Source organism: Paracoccus zhejiangensis (genome assembly GCF_002847445.1).
Classification (GTDB): domain Bacteria; phylum Pseudomonadota; class Alphaproteobacteria; order Rhodobacterales; family Rhodobacteraceae; genus Paracoccus; species Paracoccus zhejiangensis.
In genome coordinates this window covers 1,049,446-1,068,391 of sequence record NZ_CP025430.1, presented here as the reverse complement: position 1 = coordinate 1,068,391, position 18,946 = coordinate 1,049,446, and the positions used below count along the sequence as shown (strand labels likewise).

Below are 18,946 nucleotides of genomic sequence, written 5' to 3'. Positions count from 1 at the left end.
ATGTCTGTCAAGTGAATCGGCCGGGACCGGCTAGAGAAAATCATCCCGGCGCGGGCTGAAGCAGTCGATCAGCTCGCCGGCCTCGAGGCATTCGCAGCCATGTTCGACATTTCCGGCCATCACCAGACTGTCGCCGGCTTTGATCTCATGCGCCACGCCATCACGGAAAAACCGGAAACGGCCGCTGGCGACATAGGTCGATTGCACATGCGGATGCCGGTGCAGCGCGCCACTTGCGCCGGTGTCGAAGCGGAAGGAGACGACCATCAGATCCGGGTTCTCGGACAGAACTTGGCGGGCGACGCCTTGCGACGGGTGATGGACGGGATACTGGGGCAGGGGCATCTGAGTCTCCGATGGTTAGTTTGAGCCATCGGATATATCAGATCAAGTTATATGACAAGTATCGATCACGCCTCGGCACTGCTTTGCCGATGGCGCAGCAGCAGCTTGTAGCGTTCCAGGCTGCCGCGCAGATGCTGCCGCATCCGGTCGCGAGCCGCCTCGGCATCGGCCTCCATGATCGCATCGACAATGGCGCCATGTTCCTGCTGCAGCGACTGATTGTAATCTTTCGGCCGCGCCCCCGGCTGCGCGCCTTGCAGGTCGCCGCGCGAGATGATGCCGCCACGGATCAGCTGCAGGAACTCGGGAAAGCGCCGGTTCTGGGTGGCCTCGGCAATGGCGAGGTGAAAGGCGAAATCGGCATCGCGGGTGGGCTGATCCGCCTGAAGGCAATCGCCCACCGCGCGATGGGCGTCGAGAATGGATTCAAGCTGCGCGGGCGAGCGGCGGGCGGCGGCAAGCGCAGCGGCCTCGATCTCGCAGGCCGTGCGCAGTTCCAGCAGCTCGATGACCGAGGAAATCCGCGCCGTCGCCAGATCGTCAAAGGGGCGCGCGGGGCGGGCGCTGAGATCCAGTACGAAGACCCCCGCGCCCTTGCGGGCCTCGACCAGCCCGTCGGCACGCAGCCCGGCAATGGCCTCGCGCACCACGGTGCGGCTGACCGAATGGATGCGCGTCAGCTCGTTCTCACTGGGCAGCTTGTCGCCCGGCTGAAACTGGCCTGCCTCGATCTCGCGGCGCAGCCCGTCGGCGATCTGCTCGGCCAGAGAGGCGGGCGCGGGCATCAGGTGGGAGAGCGTGCGCATCATGGCCTCGCGGGAATGTCTGACAGGTTGGCAATCATGTCCGAGTGGTAGCGCGGCACAGGGCGTCGCGCAAGCCTTCAGGCCAGCGCGACCTGCAGCCAGTCGAAGGCCGCCGCCTGCCGGTCGGGCAGAAAGCTGTGGCCGGTTTCGGGGCGATGCAGCGACAGGTGCTCCGCCGCGCCCCATGCCGTCCAGACGCTGCGCAGCTTGGCATAGGCCGGATCGACGGCGGCGTCGGGAAACAGGTGATCCGCACGCCCGACCTCGACCCAGAGCGGTTTCGGCGCGGCAAGGGCGGCGATGTCCGGCAGGTCCAGATGCCGCATCAGCACCGGATGGGTCATCCAGAAAGCGGATTGCCCGCGTGTCTGGTTGTTGCCGGGAACCAGCAGGGCCGGCAGGCTGGCCATCCACGACATGGAAACAGCGGCGCGTACCTGCGGCGACAGCGCGGCCACCTGCCAGCTGCGAAATCCGCCAAGCGAGAACCCGACCGCCGCGATCCGGCCTGACTCGACCCCCGGCAGTTGCGCCAGAATTTCCACCGCCCGCGCATCCTCCCAGGCCATCAGCCCGGCCGGACTCATGCCGATCGCCATCAGGTTCGCCGCCAGCGCCTGCTGCGCCTCGTAGCCATTGCCGGGACGCTCGCCCCAGCCCGGCGCATCCGCCGCCAGCACCGCAAAGCCGCGCCGCGCCAACTCGTCGCCCGGAACTTGCCCGCCGAAGAAGCGATCCGCCCAAGCCGCGACACGTGGGTCGCTGGGTCCCGGCGGGGTCAGGCATTTCTCCTTGCCAAGTGCAAATTCCGAGCCGTGATCGTGCAGCATCAGCACGGCCGGGCAGGGGGCAGAGGTCTTGGGCCGCAGGAACAGGGCCGGGGCGTCCCAGCCCTCCGCCAGATGCAGTGTCAGCGATTGCAGCAGATGCGTGCCGCGATCCTCTTCGGCCTCGACGGTCCAAGCCGGCGCAGACATGGGCAGATCAGGCAGCGCCAGATCGCGCATCAGCGCCAGTCCCCTCTCGCGCCATTCCTTGGGGTCCAGCCCCTCGCGCCAGCCATGCGAAAACCCGCGCCGCGCCGCAAGGGCGATCAGCGCGGGGATACGGTTGTCTTCGGTGATCTGGCGAGGCCCGGTCATTGCCGCCCTCAGGCGGCCATGCGGCGTTGGTGAGGGCCGATCAGTGCGGCAAGCATCTCTTCCTCGGCGCCGTCGAGATCGGTCAGCGGCGAGCGGACCTTGCCGGCGGCAAAGCCCTGCAACCGCACGCCGGCCTTGATGGCCGAGACGGCATAGCCCTTCTGCCGGTTGCGGATCGCCATGAAGGGATAGAAGAACTCGTTCAGGATCCGCTCGCAGGTGGCGCGGTCGCCGCCGCGCAGCGCGGCATAGAATTCATTCGCCAGACCCGGCACGAAGTTGAACACCGCCGAGGAATAGGTGGTAAAGCCCGCGCCCAGATAGGCCTCGGCGAAGAGTTCCGCCGTCGGCATCCCGCCCAGGTAGATCAGCCGGTCGCCCATCTTGGCGGTGATCTGCCGCACCAGCCCGATATCGCCGGTGCCGTCCTTGAAGCCGATGAGGTTCGGGCAATCATCGCAAAGCCGCGCCAGCGTGTCGGGCAGCAGAACGGCATTGTCGCGGTTATAGACCATGACGCCGAAATCGACCGATTGGCAGATGCGCTTGATATGCTGGTACAGCCCTTCCTGCGGCGCGTCGATCAGGTAATGCGGCAGCAGAAGGATGCCATCCGCGTCGATCTTTTCCACCGATTGCGCGATCTCGATGGCGGTTTCCGTGCCGTAACCGCAGCCCGAGACGATCGCCGTCTCGCCCGAAACCTCTTTCGCCGCGGCGACGATGCCGGGGATCTCGGCCGGGGTCAGCGAGAAGAACTCGCCCGTGCCGCCCGCGGCGAAGAGGACCGGCGCGTTGTAACTGGCCAGCCATTCGACATGGGCGCGGTAGCTGTCGGGGGCGAATTTCCCCTCGGCGTCGAAATGGGTCACCGGGAAAGAGAGCAGGCCGGAGCCGAGGGCGGATTTCAACTGATCGGGGGTCATCGGGCGATCCTTGTTCTGGGTTCTGCCGCTGGTTTACGGTAACTCATATGATGTGTCAATAGTTATCATACAAGTTATCTGGCCATCCAGCCCCCGTCGACATTCAGCACCACGCCATGCAGGTAACCGGCAGCGTCCGAGCAGAGGAAGGTGGCGGTGCCGGCGATATCCTCGGGGCGGCCCCAGCGACCGGCGGGGATGCGGTCCAGAATGGCGCGGTTGCGATCGGCGTCGGCGCGCAGGGCCTCGGTATTGTTGGTCTCGATGTATCCGGGCGCGATGGCGTTGACGTTGATCCCCTTCGCTGCCCATTCATTGGCCATCAGCTTGGTCAGCCCGGCCACGCCATGCTTGCTGGCGGTATAGCTGGGCACGCGGATGCCGCCCTGAAAACTCAAGAGCGAGGCGATGTTGACGATCTTGCCCGCCGCGCCACGGGCGAGGCAATCGCGGGCGAAGGCCTGGCAGGTGAAGAACAGCGCCTTCAGGTTCACGTCGATCACGTCATCCCAATCGGCTTCCGAGAACTCCACCGCATCGGCGCGGCGGATGATGCCGGCATTGTTCACCAGAATGTCGAAACCTGCGCCGCCGAACACATCCCGCGCCGCCATCGGATCGGCGAAATCGAGCCGCAGGTAACTGCCGGTGCCGCCCGCTGCCGCGATCAGCCGCAGCGTCTCGTCGCAGTCGCGGCGCGCGGCGCAGATGACCTCGGCCCCGGCCGCGGCCAGCCCAATGGCAATGGCCTGACCCAGACCGGTATTCGCGCCGGTGACCAGCGCCTTGCGACCCGCAAGCGAGAAGGGGTTCACCGCAGATCCTCCGGCTGGATGAAGTCCATGTCGGTATAGTCGACATTGTCGCCGGCCATGGCCCAGATGAAGGTATAGCTGCCGATCCCCGCGCCGGAATGCACCGACCAGGGTGGCGAGATCGCGCCTTCCTCGTTGCCGATGAACAGGTGCCGCGTCTCCTGCGGCTCGCCCATCAGGTGCAGCACGCGCGATTGCGGTTCCATCCCGAAGTACAGATAGGCCTCCATCCGCCGGTCGTGGATATGGCTCGGGATGGTGTTCCAGACCGATCCATCTTCCAGCGTGGTATAGCCGAGGATCAGCTGGCAGCTGTCCATGACCAGCGGGTGGATGAACTGGTTGATGGTGCGCTTGTTCGAAGTCTCGGTTGCGCCGAGCTTGACTTCCTTGCTGTCGGCCAGCCGGATCAGGCGATTGGGGCAGGTTCTATGGGCCGGCGCCGAGGTCAGGTAAAAGCGGCCGTCTCCGGCAAAGCTGACCGGCCCGGCACCCATGCCGAGATAGAGCACATCGCCACGTTCCAGCGTAAAGGTCTCGCCGCCGGCGCTGACCGTCCCGGTCCCGCCGATATTGACAACGCCCAGTTCGCGCCGGTCGAGGAAATTGGGCGTCTTGGTCTCGGCCACCTGGTCCAGCACCAGTTCGCCCCCCGCCGGCACCGCGCCGCCCATGACGAAGCGGTCGTAATGGGTATAGATCAGCCGGATCTCGCCGTCGCGGAACATGTCCGAGGCGAGGAAACTCGTCCGGAGGGCGGCCGTATCCATTGCTTTCGCGTGCTCCGGGTGGATGGCATGGCGGGTTTCGACGTGAAGCATCCGGGCCTCTCCTCATTCACATGTATGACAACATGTGGCTTATCATCTGATATCTGGTGGCGGTCAAGGAAAATCGGCCTGCGGGTGACAGGACAGGGCCGAAGTTGCGCCCGATCGCAGCGTCGGGGCGCGCTTTCCTGCGAAACACTTGTATGATTACTGCCTTGCGGGCATATGCTGTATGAACGCGGTCGAAGCAACGGCCGGGCAGGGAGGCGCAGATGAGCAGATCGACAGGCGGGGAACAGCCGGGCCAGACACTGGTGGTCAAGGTGCAGGACGCGCTGCGTGCCCGCATCGCCGATGGCAGCCACAAGCCCGGCGACCGGCTGCCTTCCGAGGCGCAGTTGACCCGCGAATTCGGCGTCAGCCGCACCGTGGTGCGCGAGGCGATTGCCGCCCTGCGCTCGGACGGGCTGGTCGAGCCGCGCCAGGGGGCCGGGGTCTTCGTGCTGGAACCGCCGGCGCCGCAGCCCTTGCCCTTCGGCAATCTGGACCTCGCCCGGGTCTCGTCGCTGATCGAGATGCTGGAACTGCGCACGGCGGTCGAGGGTGACGCCGCCGGTTTCGCCGCTTTGCGCCGCTCCCCCGCGCAGGAAGAGGCCATCGTCGAGGCCTTCGGGCGTCTCGGCCGGCTGGCGGCCAGCGGCCAGCCCACCTCGGACGCGGATTTCGCCTTTCACCTCGCCATCGCCGAGGCGGCCAACAACCCGCGCTTCAGCGAATTCCTGCGGCTTCTGGGCCAGACGCTGATCCCGCGCCGCGCCGTCACCGATGGCGACGAACCACAGATCACCCTAGACTATGCCCGCATCCTCGAGGCCGAGCACGAGGCCATTGTCGCGGCGATCCAGGATGGCAACGAGACGGCAGCGCGCGACGCCATGCGGCGGCATCTGAAGAACAGTCAGGCGCGCTATCGCGAGCATCTGCGGGCTGTGCGGCGGTAAATTCGGCGGTAATCTGGGAAACTGGAGCGGGTGAAGGGAATCGAACCCTCGTATTCAGCTTGGGAAGCTGCTGCTCTACCATTGAGCTACACCCGCTTGCGTCTCGTGACCTAGCCCAAGGGTCGAAAGCCGTCAAGACCACGCGTGGTGGTCAGATCAGCCCCATCTCGGCCAGTCTTGCAGCGACCTCGGGCGGCAGGGGCGTGTCATTCGCGGCGCCGCGCGGCAGGTCGATCGGTGCCTCCGCGCCTTTCAGGTAGCGCCAGCCTTGGAACGGACGGCGGGGAACGGCGGTGACGCGGATCAGGTCCGGGTCCAGCATCAGGGCGCAGCGGCGGATGCCGTCCTCGCCGATGCGCTCCTCGAGCCCGATCAGCCGCTGGCGCGCCGACATCACCCCCTTGAACACCCAGTAAAGCGAACCGCCCTGCAACAGTTCGTCCTCGCGCTTGGGCCACATGCGGGTGACGTGGCAGGCGGTGCCGCCGCCAAAGCGCATCTGCTGCCAGGCCAGCAGGTCCTCGGGCGCGTCGGCGCCGACGCAAAGCTTCATCAGGTTCAGGGGTGCGGGACTCATAGCCGCAAGATAGGGGGCGGCGAAATCCCCCGCAAGGCGGGGTGGTCAGCGTTCGGTCAGCTTCAGCTCGATCCGGCGGTTCAGCGCCCGCGCCTCGGGCGTGTCCCCGGCGGCAACCGGGCGGGTATCGGCAAAGCCGGTGGCGGCGACACGCCCCGCCGGGAAGCCCAGCTCGTCGATCATGTAGCGCACCACGGCCAGCGCGCGGGCCTGGCTGAGTTCCCAGTTGTCGCGGTAGCGGCCGGTGCCCGACAGCGGCAGGTTGTCCGTATGCCCATCGACGCGGATGATCCAGTCGATCTCGGGCGGGATCTCGCTGGAGACGCTGTCGAGCAGGCCGGTGACATTGCGGACCTGCGTGCGACCGGCTTCGGACAGCGCGGCTTCGCCGGGCTGGAACAGCACCTCCGAGGAAAAGACGAAGCGGTCGCCCACCACCTCGACGCCCTCGCGTCCCTGCAGGATCTGCGACAGCCGGCCGAAGAATTCCGAGCGATAGCGGGCCAGATCCTTGGCCTCGGCCTCGGCGGCTTCGCGTGCCTGCTGTTCCAAGGCCAGCCGCGCCTGCCGTTCCTCGGAGGTCCGCAAAAGCGCGGCGTTCAATTGCTGGCCCAGTTCCGCCACCCGCAATTCCGCCGTTTCCTGTCCCTCGCCGGCACTATCCAGCGCGGCTTGCAGCCGGCCCAGCTGCCCGGTCAGCGAGGCCACCTGTTCGTTCAGCAGCGCCACCCGGCGCTGACCTTCGGCTGACAGATCCTCTTGCTTGGCCAGTTCCGCCCGCGCCGTCGCCAGCAGAGCCGCCTGTTGCTCGGCCTCGGTGGCTTTTTCCGCGATCTCGCCCCCCAGACGCTCGCGCGCGGCCTCGGCGGCGGCCAGCAGGGTCAGCGTCTCCTCGGCTTTGCGGCGGCTTTCCTCCAGCGACAGGGTCATCGCCGTCAGCTCGCTATCGGCGCTTTCCAGCCGCGCGCGCAGGGCCTTGGCGGCTTCGGATTCGGCCAGTCGTGCCGCCTCGGCCTCGCTCAGTGCGGTCTGCAACTGTGCCTGGTCGGCGGCGGCGCCCGAGCCACGACTGCGCAGGTCGGCGATCAGTGCCTGCAACGCATCGCGGCGGGCGGCGGCCAGCCTTGCCTGTTCGGCCTGCGCATCGATCTCGTCCCGTGCCGCCGCGACCGCCAGTTCGGCGGCCGAGGATTTGCGCTGTTCCTCGGCCAGCTGGCTTTGCAACTCCGCTTCCCGTGTCGCGGCCTGCGCCGTGCCAGCCTCGCGCGCGGCGATCAGGGCGGCCACTTCGGCCTCGAAATCGCTCATCCGGCTTTGCGCCTGCTCCAGCTCCTGCCCGGTCTGGGCCAGCTTCTGTTCCTGCGCGGCAAGCTGCTGGCGGCGGGCGGTCAGGTCGGTGCTGAGCCGGGTGATCTCGGCGGCGCGGCGCCGCGCCTCGGCCTCGGCATCGGCCAGTTGCCCGCCAAGCGCCGCCGCCTCGTCCTCGGAGGCGGTCAGCGCGCCGGTCAGCTGCGCGACCTGGCTGCCCAGCACGCCAAGCCGCTGTTCCTGCGCCGAGAGCCGCTGGTCCTGCGTGGCCAACTGCTGGTCCTGCAGGGCGATCTCGTCATCCTTGCTGGTGATCTGGTCGCGCAGCACCGATTGCACCACCAGCGCAATGGTGAGGACGAAGATCATCACCATCAACAGCGTCGCCAGCGCATCGACGAAGCCCGGCCAGATATTGGTCGAGAAACGCTTGTTCGAGGCGCGGTTGAGGGCCATCGGCGAACCTAGCCCGGATCGCGCGGCGGTTGCCCGCGCAGGGGTGGCAGCTTGTCGTCGCGGAACGGATCGCCAAAGCGCGCGGCCCGCACCGCCCGGGTCAGCACCAAGAGGTCCGAGCGCAACTCGACCAGCATCTCCTCGCGCCCGATGTTCAGGTCATCGGACAGCCGCAGCAGCGCCGCCTCGATCCCCACCAGGTTGCCCGCGCCCGGCGCGGCGGTGCCGCCGGCCTCGCCCTGCGCGATCAGCCGGTCCTGCCCGTCGGCGATGCGGTTCAGCGCCGAGTTCAGCGAGGCGGCGCGGGCGACGGTCGCCTCGCGCTCGGCCACGACCTGGCGCAGCAGCGCCTCGACCGACTCGGCCATGACCACCACCCGTTCGTCCGCCTGCTCGGCTGCCTGGTCGCGGTCGGCATCGCGTTCGGCGTGGAATTGCTGCAGCCGGTCCATCTGCCCGGCCATCTGGTCAAGGAAACCGGCGATCGCCGCCTGATCGATGGCATCATCCTCGGACCCCGCCAGCGAGATGCGGGTAAAGCCGGACATCCACTCTTCCAACTCGCGGAAGAAGCGGTTCTGGCCATGGGTGGCGAAAAGTTCCAAGAGGCCCACGACCAGCGATCCGGCCAGACCAAGAAGCGACGAGGAAAAGGCCACGGCCATGCCGCCCAGCTGCGCCTCGAGCCCGCCCATCAGCTTGGCAAAGACCTCGACCCCGGTTTCACCCTCCTGCGGGGCCAGCGCCCGGATGGTCTCGACCACCGCCGGAACGGTGGTGGCGAGGCCGTAGAAGGTGCCCAGAAGCCCGAGGAAGATCAGCAGGTTGGCGAGATAGCGGGTGATGTCGCGCGCTTCGTCGATGCGGGTGGCGACCGAATCGAGGATCGAGCGACTGGCCCCGGTCGAGATCACCCCGCCAGTGGCGTCGCGATTGCCCAGCAGCGCGGCCAAGGGGGCCAGCAGGCGCGGCGCATCGCTGGACTGGTCGGCCTCGGCAGAGCCGACCGAACGCCCCACGGCCAGCGCCTCGCGGCGCGAGGCGGCGAAACGCTCGATCCAGCTGACCGATTGCACCAGCTGCGCCACCTGCCAGAAGCAGGCCAGCACGCCGAGGACGAAGACACCGAGGATCAGCCCGTTCAGGAAGCGGTTGGCGGCAAAGATCGGCAGGATGCGACCATAGGCGAACCAGGCGCCGAGGATGACCAGCACCAGAACCGTCCCCATCAGGAAGATCTGCCGCACCGGCTGCGAGAATTGCGGCTTGACCACCGCCCCCAGACGCTCGGCCCGTTTGGCGGTGATGCGGCGGCGGGCGGAACCGCTGCCACGCTCGTCGGGACTGCGGGGCTGGCCGGTCGGGTCGGTGGTCGGATCAGTCAACTGTGTCGCGCCCCGTGCTGTTCCCTGTGGGATCAGGGGCGAGTGTAGGGGCCACTCTGCCACTTGCCAAGCAGGCAGAAAGGATAAGATTATCCGGTCTTTCCATCGCCCTCGCCATGGCCCTTGCCGCGCTCTGCGATCAGGCGCCGCACATCCTCGGACAGCTTGTCGAGCTCGGCGCAGGACAGGCCGATCTGGGCCAGGTGCCGGGTGGTGTTGAACAGGTAATCGGCATTCGGCCCGCGCAAGCCCTGCGCGTCCGAGATGATCCGGGCCTGTTCGCAGGGCGACAGGTTGCCGGCATATTGGGCATGGTCGCGCTGCATCACATAGGTCAGCGCCTCGACCTTGCGGCCATCGCTGAGCGTCACGGGCAGGATCGCTTCGCGATAGGCATAGGTGACCATTTCCCGCTCGCGCAGATAGGCCAGCACTTCGTCGCGATCCTGATCGGCAAAGCGCAGGGCGATGCCGGTGCAATACGCTGCCGGGTCCTCGTCAAGACCCAGCACCAGGCCGGGCGCCTCCTTGGTGCCGCGATAGCGGGTCGAACGCAGGCAGAAGCTGCGCGCGAAACCCTCGAGCCGCGCGGTCACCGACTCGACCACCCGGAAGCCCGGATCCCACATCAGCGAGCCGTAACCAAATATCCAATGAAGTGATGACATTCTTCGTGATGCCCTTCCGTCTGATGCCAAGTTAGGCCACGATGCCGCCGGTTCCAAGACCCGCGCGACCCGCGCGAGGCTGGAGCCTTGGAATGAGGACTTGATGCGCGTGCTGATCTGGATCGTGGTGCTGGTTGCCCTTCTCGTGGGCGGAGTGTGGCTGGGCGGGGAAAGCTGGCTGGCCGGACGGGCGACGGCGATGATCGACCAGCGTCAGGATGTCGCCGCCAGCGCGGTTACGCCGCTGCGCGAGACGCGCCGAATCGGGCTGCGCGCCGATCAGGTCGAGGTGACCGGGCAGCTGCGCGGCGCGCCGGTCGAAATGACCTTGCCCTGGGTTGACCTCTGGGTGCCGCCGACCGCCCCGGTCGAGTTGCACGCAACCCTGCCCGAAACCGCGCAACTGACGCTGGACGGCCAGCCGGTCGCGGCGCAGATGCAGGCGGCCGAAATGTCGCTGCGCGTCTCGCCGACGAAGAACATGGCGGTGTCGCGGGTGAACCTGTCCTCGGGCGTGGTCGATCTGGACGGACAGGCGCTGCTGCAGGCGGTGTCAGCCGACGCGCGGCTCGCCTCGCTTGGCCATGACGCACCGCCGGCGGCAGGCGCTGCCTATGATGTGGACCTGGCGCTCGATGGGCTGGACCCGGCGGTGCTGGCGGGCTTCGGCCTGCCGCCGCTTGTCCTGCCGGGGCAGGTGGGGCTGCAGGGTCAGGCGCGGGTCTGGCTCGATGCCGCGCCGGGGCGCGGCATGTTGCAGGGCCAGCGCGAGCAGGTGCGGCCCGTCGGTTTCCGCAGCGACGGGATGGAGCTCAGCATCGGCGATCTGACGGCGCGGCTGGTCGGCGAAGTGCTGACCGATGACCGGGGTCTGCCCACGGGACGGCTGGCGCTTTACAGCACCGACGGGCAGGCCTGGCTGAAGGCGGCGTCCGATGCCGGGCTGATGCCGGCGGCGGGGGTTAGCTTCGGCAACGTGGTGCTGAACGGGCTGTCGCAATTCCCGATGGAGCCGGTGCAGAAAGAGGGGGCCGAAGTCCCTGCAGCGCCCGCGCGGACCGGCTTTACCTTCCCCGCACCGGCCGAGGGCGAGACGCGGCTGCCCCTGTTCCTGCGCGACGGCAAGCTGTTCCTCGGCGCTATCCCGATCGCCCGGCTGCCTGGATCGCGGAAGGGTTGACCCCTTCGCTCAGCCCTTGCCGTCGGCCTGTTTCGTCCCCGCGCTGCGTCCGAAATCCGCAGCATCCGTATCCTGACCGGCCTCGATGATGCCGCGGCGGATGGCGCGGGTGCGGGTGAAATAATCGTGCAGATGCTGCCCGTCGCCCATGCGGATGGCGCGCTGCAGCACGAACAACTCCTCGGTGAACCGCCCAAGGATATCCAGCGTCGCATCGGTGTTTTCCAGGAACACGTCGCGCCACATGGTCGGGTCGCTGGCGGCGATGCGCGTGAAATCGCGGAACCCCGCCGCCGAATACTTGATGACCTCGCTTTCGGTCACCCGGCGCAGGTGATCGGCCACGCCCACCATCGTATAGGCGATCAGGTGCGGCACATGGCTGGTCACGGCCAGGACCAGATCGTGATGCCCGGCCTCCATGTCCTCGGTATTGGCGCCCATGCCGCGGATCAGGTCCTGCAGCCGCGCCAGCGCCGCCGGGTCGGTGCCCTCGGTCGGGGTCAGAAGCCACCAGCGGTTCTGGAACAGGCTAGCAAAGCCCGACAGCGGACCGGAATGTTCGGTCCCGGCCAGCGGGTGGCCGGGGATGAAATGCACGCCCTCGGGGATATGCGGGCCAACTGCTTCGATGACCGAACGCTTGACCGAGCCGACATCGGTGACGGTCGCGCCGGGTTTCAGATAGGGGGCGATGGCCTCGGCCACCTCGGCCATGGCGCGCACCGGCACCGCCAGCACCACCAGGTCGGCATCCTTCACCGCCTCGGCGGCGCTGTCATGGATGCTGTCGCACAGATGGATGCGCCGCGCCGTCTCGCGAGTCTCTGATGATCGCGCATAGCCCGCGACATGTCCCGCCAGACCATGGGCGCGCATGGCATGGGCCATCGAGCCCGCGATCAGCCCCAGCCCGATCAGGGCCACACGTTCATAAACCACGCTCATGCCGCGCCCCGCTGATCTGCCATGAAATCACTGATGATGCCGATCACCCGGCGGCAGCCATCCTCGTCGCCCACGGTGATCCGCAGCGCCTCGGGGAGGCCATAGCTGGCCACCGGGCGGACGATGATCCCGGCCTCGCGCAGGGCGGCGTCACAGGCCTTGGCCTGATCGGGGCTGGCAAAGCGCGCCAGCAGGAAATTGGCATGGCTTTCGTCGCAACCCACACCCATCTGCACCAGTTGCTCGCGCATCCAGCGCCTGAGGCGCGCATTCTCGCTGGCGCAGCGGGCGGTGAAATCCGTGTCGCGGATCGCCGCTTCTGCCGCCGCCATCTGCGCGTTCGACAGGTTGAAGGGCTGGCGAAGGCGGTTCAGCACGTCGATCACCTCGCGCCGGGCATATCCCCAGCCGATGCGCAGCCCGCCGAGCCCGTGGATCTTCGAGAAGGTCCGGGTCATGATGACATTCGGGAACGCCTCGACCAGTGAGATACCGCCATCGAACCCCTCGGCAAACTCGGCATAGGCGCCATCCTGAACCATGAGGCAGCTCTCGGGCAGGCCGGCGGCCAACCTGTGCAACTCGTCTGCACTTAGCATGGTGCCGGTGGGATTGGCGGGATTGGCGAGGAACACGATCCGCGTGCGCTCAGTCACCGCAGCAAGGATCGCGTCCACGTCGATCCGGCGGTCACGCTCGGCCACCGTCACCGGCGTCGCGCCAACCGCATGGGCGAGGATCGGGTACATGGCAAAGCCGTGCTGTGTGGTGATGACCTCGTCACCCGCGCCGGCAAAGGCCTGCGCCACGAATTGCAGCACCTCGTCCGAGCCGACGCCGCAGATGATCCGGTCGGGATCGAGGCCGTGAACCTCGCCGATGGCCCGGCGCAACCCGGCATGGTCAGTCGCCGGATAGCGGTGCAGGTCGGTCGCCGCAGCGGTGAAGGCCGCCGTCGCATTGGGGCTGCAACCATAGGGGTTCTCATTGGCCGACAGCTTCAGCACATCGCTGCGGCCCGCCAGCTTGCTTTCGCCGCTGACATAAAGCGCGATCTCCATGATGCCCGGCTGCGCCGCGATCCCTGCCATGCCCTTGCCCCCAGCTGTTCCGCAGCCGTCATAGCGGGGGCGGCGGGGCAAGGGAAGGTGGCGCGGGCCTCAGACGAACGGCATCTCGGCCGTGGGAGGCTGCCAGCGGAAGCGCGCGACGATCAGCCCGTGATCGTTCGTGCCACTGGTCTTGTGATCGTCCCAGTTCAGGTGGTCGTTCACCACCAGCATGTCGTCAAAACGCCACAACCGGTCGCGCGAATTGTCATAGAACTCCTCGCTGACGAGGATGTGGTCCAGGCTGTCATGCATGTCCTGATGGATATGGGTGTAGTAGACATCGCGGACCGAGCGGTATTCCTGCAGCACCTGCGCCGTGTACATGGCATTGTCGCCGCCGCCCCGCGACAGGGTCGAGAGATAGCGCGGCTGCTCGGTCAGGATGTTCAGCGTGTTGCTGTCCTTGCTGTCATTCATGTCGCCGATCATCACCACCGGGACATGGCTGCCCTTGGCGATCCGGGTGGCGAGCACCCGCAGGGCCGCGGCCTCGGCGGTGCGGCGGATGGTGGAGAGCGCGTAGCCGATGGCATTGGCATGGGGGGCATGGATGTTGCGGTCATACCAGTCGCGCTCGCGCCAGACCTCGGCCGGGCGGCGCGACTTGAAATGGCAGACGAAGACATGGATCACCGGGGTCGAGGGATCGGGCTGCACCTGCAGGTGCAGGACGGGACGCGAGAAACCGCGCAGCCCGACCGCGATCGCCGGCTGCTGGGGATCGTCGCCGGTCGAGCGCAGCACCATCTCGGGCGGGAAGTCGGTGATCCATTCGGCCTCGCCCACCAGCATCTCGCGCCGCACCACCGCCGCGCAGGTGATCCTCGTGCCCGGATGGCCCGGCGGGGTGACGATCTGATGGCTGGCGGCAAGCCCCGACTGGTCCAGCGCCTGCTGCAGCGCCTCGGGCGCCCAGAGCTCCTGGCAGCCATAGACATCGGCGTCGAGCCGGTCGAGCGTCGTGGCGGTGAAGTCGATCTTCTTCTGGTAGATCCCGGCATCCCAGCCATCGGCATCGGTATAGACCGGCCGTCCGGGCAGCTGCAGGTTCAGGAGGTTGAAGGAGGCAAAAGAGATATCGCGTCGGGCCATGGCTGGCATTCCTTGCAAGAGGTCAGGGCAGACGCGGATAGGTTGAGGATAGCGGAAGAGGGGAGGGCTGTCGATTGGGGAGATGATGGTGGGTGGACATGGCAATCCGTGCTTTGCCCCGCGTTCCGAACAGAGGGACAGCGCCAGCCCGGGGGACGGGCAGGCGCTGTCCCGGCGGCACTGCGTGCCTCGATTCCGGGCCGGGTCTGCAGGCGAAACGGTGGTGCGGCATCACAAACAAAAACGCCCCCGCCAGATCTTTCCGGCAGGGGCGTCCCGTTCTATCGCGGCGCGATCAGTCCGCCGTCAGCAGCGGCGGCTTCGACTTGCCGATGCGCGGGGCGTCGGGGCCGGTGATGTCGAAGACCAGCTTGTCATCCTCGAGCTTCACCTTCACCACGCCGCCCTTGGTCAGCCGGCCGAACAGCAATTCCTCGGCCAATGGCTTCTTGATCGTCTCCTGGATCACCCTGCCAAGCGGCCGCGCGCCCATCTTGTCGTCATAGCCCTTTTCGGCCAGCCAGTCGGCGGCTTCCGGGGTCAGCTCGATATGGACGTTGCGGTCCATCAGCTGGGCTTCCAGCTGCAGCACGAACTTCTCGACCACCTGCACGATGACCTCGCGCGGCAGCGGCGCAAAGCTGACCACCGCATCCAGCCGGTTGCGGAATTCCGGCGTGAACATACGCTCGATCGCCTCGACATCCTCGCCCTCGCGCCGGTCGCGGCCGAAGCCGAAGGCGGCCTTGGCCTGGTCGGCGGCGCCGGCATTGGTGGTCATGATCAGGATCACGTTGCGGAAATCCACCTGCCGGCCGTTATGGTCGGTCAGCTTGCCGTGATCCATCACCTGCAGCAGGATGTTGTAGACATCCGGATGCGCCTTCTCGATCTCATCGAGCAACAGCACGCAATGCGGATGCTGGTCGACACCATCGGTCAGCAGCCCGCCCTGGTCGAAACCCACATATCCCGGAGGCGCGCCGATCAGGCGGCTGACCGCGTGCTTCTCCATGTATTCCGACATGTCGAAGCGCAGAAGTTCCACCGCCAGCGTATTCGCCAGCTGCTTGGCCACCTCGGTCTTGCCCACCCCGGTCGGCCCGGCAAAGAGATAGTTCCCGATCGGTTTTTCCGGTTCGCGCAACCCGGCACGGGCCAGCTTGATCGCGCTGGCCAGCGCCTCGATGGCCTTGTCCTGGCCGAAGACGACCCGCTTCAGCGAGACATCCAGATCGCGCAGCACCTCGGCATCGTCCTTGCTGACGTTCTTCGGCGGGATGCGGGCGATCTTGGCGACCACGGCCTCGATCTCCTTCGGCCCCAGCGTCTTGCGGCGCTTGCTTTCGGCAACCAGGTGCTGCGCCGCACCGGCCTCGTCGATCACGTCGATGGCGCTGTCCGGCAGCTTGCGGTCGTTGATGTAGCGATGCGCCAGCTCCACCGCCGCCTTGATTGCGTCATTGTTATAACGCAGGTCGTGGTGCTTTTCGAAATGCGGCTTCAGCCCCATCAGGATCTTGATGCTGTCGGGTACCGTCGGCTCGTTCACGTCGATCTTCTGGAACCGGCGGCTCAGTGCCCGGTCCTTCTCGAAATGCTGGCGGTATTCCTTGTAGGTGGTCGAACCCATGCAGCGCAGCTTGCCGCCGGCCAAGGCCGGTTTCAGCAGGTTCGAGGCATCCATCGCCCCGCCCGAGGTGGCGCCCGCGCCGATCACCGTATGGATCTCGTCGATGAACAGGATCGCGTCGGGATGGTTCTCAAGCTCCTTCACCACGGCTTTCAGCCGCTCCTCGAAATCGCCCCGATAGCGGGTGCCGGCCAGCAGCGCGCCCATGTCGAGCGAGAAGATGGTGGCCCCGGACAGCACGTCGGGCGTGTCGCCCTCGACGATCTTCTTGGCCAGACCCTCGGCGATGGCGGTCTTGCCCACGCCGGGATCGCCCACCAGCAGCGGGTTGTTCTTGCGGCGGCGGCACAGCACCTGGATGGCGCGCTCGACCTCGGGTTCGCGGCCGATCAGCGGGTCAACATCACCCTTCTTCGACTTGGCGTTCAGATCGACGCAGTATTTCGCCAACGCGGTTTCGTCCTTGGGTTCCGGCGCTTCGGCGGCCTTGGCCTCTTCCTCGTTCTCGGCGCCGACGATGCGCCGCGCCTCGCTGAAGCTGGGGTTCTTGGCGACGCCATGGGCGATGAAATTGACCGCGTCGTAACGGGTCATGTCCAGTTCCTGCAGGAAGGCGGCGGCGTTCGATTCGCGTTCGGCGAAGATCGCGACCAGCACGTTCGCCCCGGTCACTTCCGAGCGGCCCGAGCTTTGCACATGGATGGCGGCGCGCTGGATCACCCGCTGGAAGGCGGCGGTCGGCACGGCCTCGCTGCCCTCGACATCGGTGATCAGCGTCGAGAGGTCATCCTCGATATATTCGATCAGCAGTTTTCGCAGCTCGTCCAGATCGACGTTACAGGCGCGCATCACCTTCACCGCCTCGGGCTCGTCCGTCAGCGCCAGCAGCAAATGCTCCAGCGTGGCCAGTTCGTGGCGGTGTTCATTGGCAAGCGCGAGGGCTGCGTGGATGGCCTGTTCAAGCGATGTCGAAAAACTCGGCACGGGCGTCGTCTCCTGTCAGTCGGCCTGCGGTATGGGCCAAGATGTAGCGGCCCACCTGTCCAGACTGTCACGATACAGTTAAGATTTGGTGGAATGGGTCTGGCTTCAAGTGAATTCTTAAAGCCGGGCCGCAAAAATCCGCGATTGAGGCAAATCTGTTCACCCAAAAGACAGATTTCAAGGTTCAGAACGAGTCCTTCATCGTGCGCAGCCGGGCAAAGACCTCGGCATCGGATGCGCCCACGAGGCCAAGCGACCCCCGCAGTTCGGTTACACGCAGGAAGGGATTGGTCGCCCGCTCGACTGCCAGCGTCGCCGGCGCGCAGGGCAGGGTGCCGCTCTTGACCCCCGACAGGCGCTGCTTCAGCGCGGCATTGTCGGGGTCAACCGAGAGCGCGAAGGCGCCATTGCCGGCGCAATAATCATGGCCCGAGCAGATCAGCGTTTCGCCGGGCAGGGCGTTCAGCCGCGACAGGCTCTCCCACATCATCGGGGCGCTGCCCTCGAACAGCCGCCCGCAGCCGATCGCCATCAGGCTGTCGGCGGTAAAGGCCAGCGCCGGGCCGGGCAGGTGGAAGGCCACATGCCCAACGGTGTGACCCGAGACATCGATCACCCGCGCCTCCTCTCCGCAGAGGGCGAAGCTGTCGCCCGGCGCGACGGCGTGGTCGAGCGGCGGCAGGCGGTGGGCATCGGCGGCGGCACCCGTGACCTTCGCACCGGTGGCGGCGACGATCTCGGCCACGGCCTGCACGTGATCGGCATGGTGATGGGTCAGCAGGATGCGGTCCAGCGACCAGCCGCGCTCGGCCAGCGCCGCAAGGATCGGCGCCGCCTCGGGAGCGTCGATCAGCACCGTCTCGCCCGCGCCATGGACCAGATAGGCATAGTTGTCCTGCAGGCAGCGGATGGTGACCAGTTCGACCGGCATTGGCAAAGTCCTTTCCCTGTGGTGTGGTCAGGGTCGCAAAACCACGGACCGGGTGCAATGCATCACGATATCGCCGACCTGCAGCGCTTCTATTACCAGCGGTCCATCGGCCGGGTGGTCCAGCGGGTGCTGCGCGACCGGCTGGTACAGCGCTGGCAGCCCCAGCAGGTGCAGGGGATGAGCGTGGCGGGCTTCGGTTTCGCCGCGCCGATGCTGCGGCCCTATCTGGCGACGGCGCGGCGGGTGACGGCCTTGATGCCGGGTCCGCAGGGGGTGATGGGCTGGCCTGCCGGGGCGGCCAATCACAGCGTTCTCTGCGACGAGACGGCTTGGCCCATCGACACCGGCAGCCTCGACCGGCTCGTGATGCTGCACGGGCTCGAGACCAGCGATCACCCCGACGCGCTTCTGGCCGAGGCCTGGCGGGTGCTGGGGCCGGGGGGGCGGATGCTCGTCATGGTGCCGAACCGGGCAGGGCTCTGGGCGGCCTCGGACCGGACGCCCTTCGGGCTCGGGCGCAGCTATACCGCCGGGCAGCTGGACCAGCAGGCGCGGCGGGCGGGGTTCGTCAGCGACTGGCATGGCGCGGCCCTCTATATCCCGCCCTCGGACCGGCGCTTCTGGCTGCGCAGCGCGCAGTTCTGGGAGCGCACCGGCACCCGGATCAGCCGGGTTTTGATCGCCGGCGTGGTGCTGGCAGAGCTGTCAAAGCAGGTGCTGGGCCCGGTGGGCACGGGGGTCGGTGTGCATGTGCCAAGCCCGATCGAGGTGCTGGGCGGCATCACCCGGCCACGGCCGGGGCGGCAGGAGGTGGCGCGGCACCAGCCGGGCGGCAAGCACGACTGAGCGGCAAAGATCAGACTGTTG

Annotated in this window: 18 protein-coding genes and 1 tRNA gene; 3 read left to right on the top strand and 16 right to left on the bottom strand. The window is 67.0% G+C overall.

Annotation, left to right across the window (positions count from 1 at the left end):
* Window positions 1-30: 30 nt before the first annotated feature.
* The 6 genes from CX676_RS05270 to kduI form a co-directional block, all read right to left on the bottom strand.
* Window positions 31-345, bottom strand: a complete 315-nt coding sequence (locus tag CX676_RS05270; protein ID WP_101751685.1) for a cupin domain-containing protein — start codon at window positions 343-345, stop codon at window positions 31-33.
* Window positions 346-410: 65 nt separating this feature from the next.
* Window positions 411-1,151 carry a FadR/GntR family transcriptional regulator gene (locus CX676_RS05265; protein WP_232816587.1) on the bottom strand — a complete coding sequence of 247 codons (741 nt, stop codon included), beginning with the start codon at window positions 1,149-1,151 and terminating at the stop codon, window positions 411-413.
* 77 nt (window positions 1,152-1,228) lie between these two features.
* Window positions 1,229-2,293, bottom strand: a complete 1,065-nt coding sequence (locus CX676_RS05260) for a dienelactone hydrolase family protein (protein ID WP_101751684.1) — start codon at window positions 2,291-2,293, stop codon at window positions 1,229-1,231.
* 8 nt (window positions 2,294-2,301) lie between these two features.
* On the bottom strand, window positions 2,302-3,219 hold the full coding sequence (gene kdgD, locus CX676_RS05255; protein ID WP_101751683.1) for a 5-dehydro-4-deoxyglucarate dehydratase: 918 nt from the start codon (window positions 3,217-3,219) through the stop codon (window positions 2,302-2,304).
* A 74-nt stretch (window positions 3,220-3,293) separates the two neighbouring features.
* Window positions 3,294-4,034, bottom strand: a complete 741-nt coding sequence (gene kduD, locus CX676_RS05250; RefSeq protein WP_101751682.1) for a 2-dehydro-3-deoxy-D-gluconate 5-dehydrogenase KduD — start codon at window positions 4,032-4,034, stop codon at window positions 3,294-3,296.
* Window positions 4,031-4,855, bottom strand: coding sequence for a 5-dehydro-4-deoxy-D-glucuronate isomerase (gene kduI, locus CX676_RS05245; RefSeq protein WP_101751681.1), 825 nt, complete (start codon window positions 4,853-4,855; stop codon window positions 4,031-4,033). Before kduI ends, kduD begins: the two co-directional genes overlap by 4 nt.
* Window positions 4,856-5,076: 221 nt before the next feature.
* Here kduI and CX676_RS05240 point away from each other — a divergent pair, with 221 nt between their 5' ends.
* Complete coding sequence (locus CX676_RS05240) at window positions 5,077-5,805, top strand: FadR/GntR family transcriptional regulator (protein WP_101751680.1); 729 nt, start codon at window positions 5,077-5,079, stop codon at window positions 5,803-5,805.
* A 22-nt stretch (window positions 5,806-5,827) separates the two neighbouring features.
* On the opposite strand, the gene CX676_RS05235 is transcribed toward CX676_RS05240, so the two are convergent.
* The 5 genes from CX676_RS05235 to CX676_RS05215 form a co-directional block, all read right to left on the bottom strand.
* A tRNA-Gly gene (locus CX676_RS05235) sits at window positions 5,828-5,901 on the bottom strand.
* 55 nt (window positions 5,902-5,956) lie between these two features.
* Entirely contained in the window at window positions 5,957-6,382 is a 426-nt protein-coding gene (locus tag CX676_RS05230; RefSeq protein ID WP_101751679.1) for a DUF1489 family protein, read from the bottom strand.
* 45 nt (window positions 6,383-6,427) lie between these two features.
* Window positions 6,428-8,146: a peptidoglycan -binding protein gene (locus CX676_RS05225; RefSeq protein ID WP_101751678.1), complete on the bottom strand. Its 1,719-nt coding sequence runs from the start codon at window positions 8,144-8,146 to the stop codon at window positions 6,428-6,430.
* Window positions 8,147-8,154: 8 nt separating this feature from the next.
* Window positions 8,155-9,531, bottom strand: coding sequence for a hypothetical protein (locus tag CX676_RS05220; RefSeq protein WP_332872949.1), 1,377 nt, complete (start codon window positions 9,529-9,531; stop codon window positions 8,155-8,157).
* An 89-nt stretch (window positions 9,532-9,620) separates the two neighbouring features.
* Window positions 9,621-10,199, bottom strand: coding sequence for a gamma-glutamylcyclotransferase (locus CX676_RS05215; RefSeq protein WP_101751677.1), 579 nt, complete (start codon window positions 10,197-10,199; stop codon window positions 9,621-9,623).
* 103 nt (window positions 10,200-10,302) lie between these two features.
* Between CX676_RS05215 and CX676_RS05210 the strand changes: the two genes are divergently transcribed.
* Window positions 10,303-11,379, top strand: a complete 1,077-nt coding sequence (locus tag CX676_RS05210; RefSeq protein WP_101751676.1) for a DUF2125 domain-containing protein — start codon at window positions 10,303-10,305, stop codon at window positions 11,377-11,379.
* A gap of 9 nt (window positions 11,380-11,388) precedes the next feature.
* Here the strand turns inward: CX676_RS05210 and CX676_RS05205 are convergent, their stop codons facing one another.
* From CX676_RS05205 to gloB, 5 genes are all read right to left on the bottom strand, one after another.
* Window positions 11,389-12,327: a prephenate/arogenate dehydrogenase family protein gene (locus tag CX676_RS05205; protein ID WP_101751675.1), complete on the bottom strand. Its 939-nt coding sequence runs from the start codon at window positions 12,325-12,327 to the stop codon at window positions 11,389-11,391.
* The gene (gene hisC, locus CX676_RS05200) at window positions 12,324-13,418 is read right to left on the bottom strand and encodes a histidinol-phosphate transaminase (protein WP_101751674.1); all 1,095 of its coding nucleotides are present in this window, start codon (window positions 13,416-13,418) and stop codon (window positions 12,324-12,326) included. The genes CX676_RS05205 and hisC overlap by 4 nt, the downstream gene beginning before the upstream one ends.
* 69 nt (window positions 13,419-13,487) lie before the next feature.
* Window positions 13,488-14,531, bottom strand: a complete 1,044-nt coding sequence (locus CX676_RS05195) for an endonuclease/exonuclease/phosphatase family protein (RefSeq protein WP_101751673.1) — start codon at window positions 14,529-14,531, stop codon at window positions 13,488-13,490.
* A 295-nt stretch (window positions 14,532-14,826) separates the two neighbouring features.
* On the bottom strand, window positions 14,827-17,148 hold the full coding sequence (clpA, locus tag CX676_RS05190) for an ATP-dependent Clp protease ATP-binding subunit ClpA (RefSeq protein ID WP_101751672.1): 2,322 nt from the start codon (window positions 17,146-17,148) through the stop codon (window positions 14,827-14,829).
* Window positions 17,149-17,332: 184 nt separating this feature from the next.
* A complete protein-coding gene (gloB, locus tag CX676_RS05185; RefSeq protein ID WP_101751671.1) occupies window positions 17,333-18,079 on the bottom strand; it encodes a hydroxyacylglutathione hydrolase in 747 nt (248 codons plus the stop codon).
* A gap of 57 nt (window positions 18,080-18,136) precedes the next feature.
* Here gloB and CX676_RS05180 point away from each other — a divergent pair, with 57 nt between their 5' ends.
* Window positions 18,137-18,925: a class I SAM-dependent methyltransferase gene (locus tag CX676_RS05180; protein ID WP_101751670.1), complete on the top strand. Its 789-nt coding sequence runs from the start codon at window positions 18,137-18,139 to the stop codon at window positions 18,923-18,925.
* The last annotated feature ends 21 nt before the right edge of the window (window positions 18,926-18,946 follow it).

What these genes read in the sequence shown, in the direction of transcription:
- CX676_RS05270 (WP_101751685.1), bottom strand. Translation starts at nt 345, where the DNA reads ATGCCCCTGCCCCAGTATCCCGTCCATCACCCGTCGCAAGGCGTCGCC.
- CX676_RS05265 (WP_232816587.1), bottom strand. Translation starts at nt 1,151, where the DNA reads ATGCGCACGCTCTCCCACCTGATGCCCGCGCCCGCCTCTCTGGCCGAG.
- CX676_RS05260 (WP_101751684.1), bottom strand. Translation starts at nt 2,293, where the DNA reads ATGACCGGGCCTCGCCAGATCACCGAAGACAACCGTATCCCCGCGCTG.
- kdgD (WP_101751683.1), bottom strand. Translation starts at nt 3,219, where the DNA reads ATGACCCCCGATCAGTTGAAATCCGCCCTCGGCTCCGGCCTGCTCTCT.
- kduI (WP_101751681.1), bottom strand. Translation starts at nt 4,855, where the DNA reads ATGCTTCACGTCGAAACCCGCCATGCCATCCACCCGGAGCACGCGAAA.
- CX676_RS05240 (WP_101751680.1), top strand. Translation starts at nt 5,077, where the DNA reads ATGAGCAGATCGACAGGCGGGGAACAGCCGGGCCAGACACTGGTGGTC.
- CX676_RS05230 (WP_101751679.1), bottom strand. Translation starts at nt 6,382, where the DNA reads ATGAGTCCCGCACCCCTGAACCTGATGAAGCTTTGCGTCGGCGCCGAC.
- CX676_RS05225 (WP_101751678.1), bottom strand. Translation starts at nt 8,146, where the DNA reads ATGGCCCTCAACCGCGCCTCGAACAAGCGTTTCTCGACCAATATCTGG.
- CX676_RS05215 (WP_101751677.1), bottom strand. Translation starts at nt 10,199, where the DNA reads ATGTCATCACTTCATTGGATATTTGGTTACGGCTCGCTGATGTGGGAT.
- CX676_RS05210 (WP_101751676.1), top strand. Translation starts at nt 10,303, where the DNA reads ATGCGCGTGCTGATCTGGATCGTGGTGCTGGTTGCCCTTCTCGTGGGC.
- CX676_RS05205 (WP_101751675.1), bottom strand. Translation starts at nt 12,327, where the DNA reads ATGAGCGTGGTTTATGAACGTGTGGCCCTGATCGGGCTGGGGCTGATC.
- hisC (WP_101751674.1), bottom strand. Translation starts at nt 13,418, where the DNA reads ATGGCAGGGATCGCGGCGCAGCCGGGCATCATGGAGATCGCGCTTTAT.
- CX676_RS05195 (WP_101751673.1), bottom strand. Translation starts at nt 14,531, where the DNA reads ATGGCCCGACGCGATATCTCTTTTGCCTCCTTCAACCTCCTGAACCTG.
- gloB (WP_101751671.1), bottom strand. Translation starts at nt 18,079, where the DNA reads ATGCCGGTCGAACTGGTCACCATCCGCTGCCTGCAGGACAACTATGCC.
- CX676_RS05180 (WP_101751670.1), top strand. Translation starts at nt 18,137, where the DNA reads ATGCATCACGATATCGCCGACCTGCAGCGCTTCTATTACCAGCGGTCC.